Source organism: Humidesulfovibrio sp. (assembly GCF_030689645.1).
In the GTDB taxonomy this organism is placed as follows: domain Bacteria; phylum Desulfobacterota; class Desulfovibrionia; order Desulfovibrionales; family Desulfovibrionaceae; genus Humidesulfovibrio.
Map to the genome: position 1 here is coordinate 83,948 of NZ_JAUYFU010000100.1, position 6,392 is coordinate 90,339.

Below are 6,392 nucleotides of genomic sequence, written 5' to 3' on the forward strand. Positions count from 1 at the left end.
ACATGTTGTGCTTGAACAATGAGTTGTTGGCACGACACGTGCTCATGTACATGCAGATTGCGCGACGCGGGCTCGGGAGACGAACAACCAAACCCACCCACCCCATCCCCACCCCTTTTCCGGGCCAGCGAACGCACCATCTGGACTCCTTCCCCCTCCTCCCGAAAAAGGGCCGCTGCAACCGGCCCTTTTTCCTTTTCTGCGGCTGCTGAAAATCCTGTCAAGACGCCATTCTTGTCCTTTTCCCAGCCAATTATATGCCAAAAAAGTCCAGCCCCGCATTGCCGGACTATACTTCCGGCAATGGACCGGGCAACCCGCCTGGTCTCAAGCAAAGGAGGCATACATGGGCGGAGGCGGCGGGTTCAATCCCATCTCCATCATCGGCAACATGATCTTCGGGTCAGTGCTTGGCTCCCTGGCTGGCGGCGCGGAATCACAACGCGCCAGGGACGCTGGCGCGGACACCGCCGGAGCCGCAGCGGAATTGCAGGCGGCAGAGGCGCGTCGGCAGGCGGACCGCAAGAAGGCTGAAGCAGCGCTCCTGGCCAAGGCACGGCAGGCAGACCGCGCCAATCGAGCGAATCAGGGCGGGCAACACGGCATGTCCAGCCAGACGAGCCACGCGGAGACACTGGGTGGTGCGGCGGGTTCGCCAGCCGTGGGCGAAAGCCAGCTCAAGGCGAGGTTGGGACAATGAGCGCCCAACACAACGCGTGCATGTCGGCGCAGGAAGGCGGCAAACGTCTCGACACTGACAATGACTCCCGCCAGAAGGCGCAGGCCGTGCTGGACCGTTTGGCCGCCCTGCGCGCAGCGCGCGACCACTGGACCCCTGCCTGGCGCGAACTCGCGGCGCAGATCATGCCGCGCAAGGGCGGGCAGGCTTACGGGCTGTCCCAGGGTGCACGGCCAGGTGACGAGGCCGTATTCGACTCGACCCCTGCCCATTCCCTGGAGCTTTTGGCGTCGGGCCTTGGCGGGCTTTTGACGAACCCGGCTTTGCCCTGGTTCGACCTGCGCCTGCACAAAGGATCGCCGGACAGCGATGAGGTGCGCGCCTTTCTTGGACACTGCCGGGAGCGCCTGCTGGCCCTGTTCAACACCGAGGCCACGGGCTTTCAGGCTTGCGTACACGAGCTCTATCTGGACCTCTGCCTTTTCGGCACAGCCGTGCTCTATGTGGAGCCGGACCCGGATTCCCTTGTCCGCTTCAGCGCGCGGCCACTTTCAGAGGTCCATCTGGCGGAGGACGCGCGGGGCATGGTGGACACAGTAATCCGCACGTATTCGCTCACTGCGCGCCAAGCCCTGCAGCAGTGGGGCAGGGCCTGCTCGCTTGATGTGCAAAAGCTTGCTCTTGAAAGCCCGGAAGCGCGGGTGAATATTGTGCATGCCGCGTTCCCCCGTTTGGATCGCGATCCTGGCAGCCCAGGCAGCATCCACTTCCCCTTTGCCTGCTTCTTTATTGAGCAGGACAGCGGCGTGGTGCTGGAGGAGTCCGGCTACCACGAGCTGCCTTACATGTGCCCGCGCTGGGCCAAGGTGTCTGGCGAGGCCTATGGCCGCGGCCCGGCCCTGACGGCGCTTTCAGACGTGCGCGTGTTGAATGCCATGAGCCGCACGGCCCTCATGGCTGCTGAGAAGATGTCCGATCCGCCGCTCATGGTGCCGGACGATGGGTTCCTTGGCCCCATCCACTCCGGCCCGGGCGGCCTGTCCTACTACCGCGCGGGCTCCCAGGATCGCATCGAGGCTCTGCCAGTGCGCGTGGACCTGGGCTCCATCGAGGTTATGATCGAGCGCCGCAGGCAGAGCATCCGGCGCATCTTCCTGGCCGATCAGCTTGCCCCGGAGGCGGTCAACAGCACCGCAACCGAGGCCCTCATCCGCCAGGGCGAGAAGATGCGCATCCTGGGTCCGGTTCTGGGGCGTTTGCAGACTGAGTTCCTGGCACCGCTCATCGAGCGCGCCTTCAATATCTTGCTGCGTGAAGGCGAACTGCCGCCTTGGCCCAAGACCCTGCCCCAAGGCTCGTTGCGTGTGGACTACGCCACGCCCGTGGCTCAGGCGCAGCGCCAGGCCGAGGCGGAGAATCTGGCTCAGGCCGTGCGCTACCTGCAACCACTGCTTGCAGGGGGCGATCCCTTCCGCATCCTGGACAACTTCGAGCCTGACGCCATGGCCCGCCATGCGGCCACGTTGTTCGGACTTCCGCCGGAATACCTGCGGCCCAAGGAGACTGTCGAGGCCTTGCGGCTGGCGAGAAAGGAGTAAAGGCAAGGAGCGGCCTCTGGCTATGAGTCTCAAAACCTAAGGGAGTCCAGAGGGCGAATGCCCTCTGGCGGGGTCCAAGGGGCGGCGCCCCTTGATTCTCCCTCCTTCAGCCACTCAAAACAACAGAAGGAAAACAGCATGGCCACAAGTGTCATCGAGATCTGCAACAACGCCCTCACGGATCTGGGCGAGGAGGCCATCGCCTCCCTCGCCGACAACACCAAGGCCGCGCGGTTGTGCAACCAGCGCTGGCCTGCCGTGCGCGACGCCGTGCTGCGCGCGCACCCCTGGAATTGCGCCAGCGCCCAGGCTGAACTGGCCGCCAGCGCCGCGTCTGCTGGTTGGAAATACCAGGCCGGGTACCCGCTGCCAGCGGACTGTCTGCGCGTGCTTTCGGTCAGTGTTGGCGGGACGGATCTGGAAGCCTGGGAGGTGCAGGCCGGGGTCATTCTGTGTAACGAGCCCGGCCCCTTGCAGGTGCTTTACATCCGTCGCATCGACGACCCGCGCCTGTACGACCCGTTGCTGTGCGAGGTGCTTACCGCACGGCTTTCGGCAACACTGGCCTATCCCATCACCGCGTCAACGTCCCTGGCGCAGTCCTTTTGGGCCGGCTATGCGGACAAGCTGCGTGAAGCTCGCGGCGTGGATGCGCGTGAAGCCTCGCCTGTGGGCGCTCCGGCGCCGACATCCTGGCTGGCCGCCAAACTGGGAAGGTAGTGGAGGGGGGATCATCCCCCCTGGAAAAATCGGTCTCTGCTCTCCCCCTACGCATCCCCCCGCAACGCGGCGATGGGATCGAGCTGTGCCGCTGCACGTGCTGGCTTGATGCCGAACACGAGACCAATCAACAGTGCGCTGCCGAGAGACAGAAAAAACACCTTCCAGGAGAAAAGGATCTGCAGCATGCCCAGCCGAGTGAGCAGCTGGCCGAGGCCCAGGCCGAGGCCGAGGCCCACCAGCCCGCCGATGGCCGTAAGCACTGCGGCCTCCAGCAGGAATTGCGTGAGGATGGCGTTTTGCGTGGCTCCCAGGGCCTTTTTCAGCCCGATCTCGCGGCTGCGCTCGCTGACGCTGATGGAGAAGAGGTTGGCGAGGACGAAGCCGCCCACGGACATGGACGCGGCTGCGGTGACGCCCAAAAAGGCCACAAGTCCGCCCTTGAAGGCGGACAGGAATTTCAGGATCTCGTCGGCGGTGATGATGGAGAAGTCGTCGTCCTGGGTGGGCGTGAGGTTGTGGCTCATGCGCAGGAAGGCGCGCAGGTTCTCCACATGGGTGCTCATGTGCTGCGGTTCCAGGAACTTGATGCGCATGGCCCGGTAGTATTTGCGGTCCAGGTTGAAGCGGCTGGTGAGGGTGCTGATGGGGATGATGATGCGGTCGTCCACGTCTCCGCCGCCGCCCGAGGCCCCGCGGTACTTGAGCCGCCCAACGACCTGCACCTGGAACTTGCCCACCTGGAAGGTGCGACCCACGGGGGATTCTTCTCCGAAGAGCTCGCGGGCGGGCTTGTCGCCGATGAGGGCCACGCGCGCGCCCAGGCGCACATCTTCCTCGGAGAGGTCGCGGCCTTCCACCAACGGCCAGTTCCAGGCCTGGGCGTAGTTTTCCGTGGCCCCGATGACCAGGCTGCCGGGCAGGTTCCTGTCCTGGTAGCGCATAGGCACTTCCGGCTTGGCGCGCATGGGCACCACCATGGACACGCCAGGCAGGGACTGGCTGATGGTGCGGATGTCGTCCTGGGTCAGGGTGTTGTTGCGGGCGCCAACGGCCTGTTTTTTGAAGTTGCCTCCAAAGACCAGGGCCGCGTCAGGCCCGAACCACTCCACCAGCTCCACGGCTTTGCGCTCGGCCCCGTCCACGGCGGTGACGATGAGCGTGAGCGAGGCAACGCCAAAGCCCACGCCCAGAATCACGAAGAGCGAGCGCGCCTTGTAGGCCCAGACTGCCGCCAGGGCCATGCGGCGCAGCCGCGCCAGCAGGATCAGCCAGCCAGGCGTCATGCTCCCTTGCAGGCCGCTGCGCCGGGTCCACCCGCGTTGGCCTCGGCCATGCAGGTTCCCAGGCACGCGGCCAGGCGCTTGATGCCCTCGTCGATAGTTGCGGCGTCGGCGTTGGAGTAGTTGAGGCGCAGGGTGTTCTCGCCCGTGCCGTCCACAAAGAAGGCCGCGCCGGGCACGAAGGCCACCTTGCATTCCACGGCGCGCTTCAGGACATCCATGGCCGAAACGTTTTCGGGCAGGGTGACCCAGAGGAACATGCCGCCCTCGGGCTCGGTGACGTGGACGTTCTTGGGGAAGTGCTTGGCGATGGAGGCCTGCATGGTCCGGCACTGGTTGCCGTACAGCTCGCGGATGCGCTCCACATGGGCCTCGAAGTCGTTGTCGGCCAGGAACTGGTGCACGATCATCTGGTCCAGGGAGCCGGTGTGCAGGTCGGCCGCCTGCTTGGCGATGATCAGCCGCTCCATGATCTCACCCTTGGCCACGATCCAGCCCAGGCGGAAGCCGGGCGCGGCGACCTTGGAGAAGGTGCCGAGAAGCATGGAGTTCTCCGGGCGCTGCTTGTACACCGGAGGGAGCGCCTGGCCCTTGAAGCGCAGCTCGCCGTACGGGTCGTCCTCAAGGAAGAATATTTTGTGCCGGGACAGGATCTCCGCGACCTTGGCGCGCTTCTCCTCGGAGTAGGACAGGCCCGAGGGGTTCTGGAAGCTCGTGACCGCGTAGAACAGCTTGGCTCCGGCCACGGCCTTCTCAAGGGCGTCCAGGTCCGGGCCGTCGTTTTCCAGGGGCACGGAGCGCCAGCTGGGACGGAAGAGGGTGAAGGCCTGGATCGCGCCCAGGTAGCCGGGCTTTTCCATGACGACGACATCGCCCGCGTTGATCACGACCTTGGCCACCAGGTCGAGGGCCTGCTGGGAGCCGGTGGTGATGAGGATGTCGCTCGGATCGACGTCCATGCCCATGCGGGTCTGGTAGCGCTTGGCGATCCACTGGCGCAGGGGCAGGTAGCCCTCGGTGGTGGAGTACTGTAGTGCGCTGGGGCCGGATTCGTACAGCACCTTGGCGGCTGCGGCGGCGATCTCTGGCACGGGGAACGAAGCCGGGTTGGGCAGGCCGCCGGCAAAGGAAATGACTGTGGGATCGGCAGTGACTTTGAGGATCTCGCGGATGAAGGATCGCTGGGCTTTGGCCACGCGGTCGGCGAACTGGGGCATGGGGGGTCTCCTTGTAGTATATGCGCTGCAGAGAGAGTGTAGGCTTGAGTCCGCTTGATTTCAAGCCTTCCCGGCTTGACAACGGGCCTGCAAGCAGAGATTCTTTCCTGATGACCACTCCGCAGGCGCCCTGGGGGCGATCCGTGGAGCTGGCCGCCGCACAATCCGCTGAAGGAGCCCTCCCCATGACCGACGCCGACAAGGTTTTTCGCGATATCGAAGCCATCCGGGCCAAGAATCCCGTGGTGCTGTCCATCACCAACTATGTGGTGACCAACACCACGGCCAACGCACTGCTGGCCATCGGCGCCTCGCCCATCATGAGCCATGCGGCGGAAGAAATGGCCGAGCTGGTGGCCATCTCCGGCGCTCTGGTCATCAACCTCGGCACCGTGGCCCCGGAATACCTGGTGGCCATGGAGCCCGCCTGGGCGGCTGCGGACGAGGCCCGCGTGCCTGTGGTCCTCGACCCCGTGGGCGCAGGGGCAAGCATGCTGCGCACCGTCACCCCCCTGGCGCTTTTGGGCTCGCACCAGCCTTTCATCATTCGGGGCAACGCCTCCGAGATCATGACCCTGGCGGGCGACAGCGACTCCGCCGCGCGCGGAGTGGATTCCACCGCCAAGAGCGACGCGGCGGGCACGGCGGCCCGCACCCTGTCCATGAAGCATGCCTGCGCCGTGGTCGTCAGCGGCGAGGTGGACCTCGTCGCCGAGGGCGGGGCAAGGGTGCGCGTTTTGGGCGGCAGTCCGCTCATGCCCCGCGTAACCGGCCTGGGCTGCACGGCCACGGCCCTGTGCGCGGCTTTTGCCGCGGTGAACAAGAATCCGCTGGAAGCCGCGCTGCACGCCTCAATCACCATGAAGATCGCCGGGGAAATGGCTGAGGCCAAGGC

Annotated in this window: 6 protein-coding genes; 4 read left to right on the forward strand and 2 right to left on the reverse strand. The window is 65.3% G+C overall.

Features of this window, described 5'->3' with window-relative positions:
• Nucleotides 1-346 precede the first annotated feature (346 nt).
• From Q8O35_RS13685 to Q8O35_RS13695, 3 genes are all read left to right on the forward strand, one after another.
• The gene (locus Q8O35_RS13685; RefSeq protein ID WP_305574273.1) at nucleotides 347-700 is read left to right on the forward strand and encodes a hypothetical protein; all 354 of its coding nucleotides are present in this window, start codon (nucleotides 347-349) and stop codon (nucleotides 698-700) included.
• Nucleotides 697-2,277, forward strand: a complete 1,581-nt coding sequence (locus tag Q8O35_RS13690; protein ID WP_305574275.1) for a portal protein — start codon at nucleotides 697-699, stop codon at nucleotides 2,275-2,277. Before Q8O35_RS13685 ends, Q8O35_RS13690 begins: the two co-directional genes overlap by 4 nt.
• Nucleotides 2,278-2,415: 138 nt before the next feature.
• Nucleotides 2,416-2,997 carry a hypothetical protein gene (locus tag Q8O35_RS13695; RefSeq protein ID WP_305574277.1) on the forward strand — a complete coding sequence of 194 codons (582 nt, stop codon included), beginning with the start codon at nucleotides 2,416-2,418 and terminating at the stop codon, nucleotides 2,995-2,997.
• Nucleotides 2,998-3,044: 47 nt separating this feature from the next.
• Here the strand turns inward: Q8O35_RS13695 and Q8O35_RS13700 are convergent, their stop codons facing one another.
• Nucleotides 3,045-4,283 (reverse strand): ABC transporter permease, encoded by a 1,239-nt coding sequence (locus Q8O35_RS13700; RefSeq protein WP_305574279.1) that lies wholly within the window; start codon nucleotides 4,281-4,283, stop codon nucleotides 3,045-3,047.
• Complete coding sequence (locus Q8O35_RS13705) at nucleotides 4,280-5,497, reverse strand: PLP-dependent aminotransferase family protein (protein ID WP_305574281.1); 1,218 nt, start codon at nucleotides 5,495-5,497, stop codon at nucleotides 4,280-4,282. The genes Q8O35_RS13700 and Q8O35_RS13705 overlap by 4 nt, the downstream gene beginning before the upstream one ends.
• A 110-nt stretch (nucleotides 5,498-5,607) precedes the next feature.
• On the opposite strand from Q8O35_RS13705, the gene thiM reads away from it, so the two are divergent.
• Nucleotides 5,608-6,392, forward strand: a 785-nt coding sequence (thiM, locus tag Q8O35_RS13710) for a hydroxyethylthiazole kinase (protein WP_305574284.1), incomplete at its 3' end; no start/stop codon positions are given.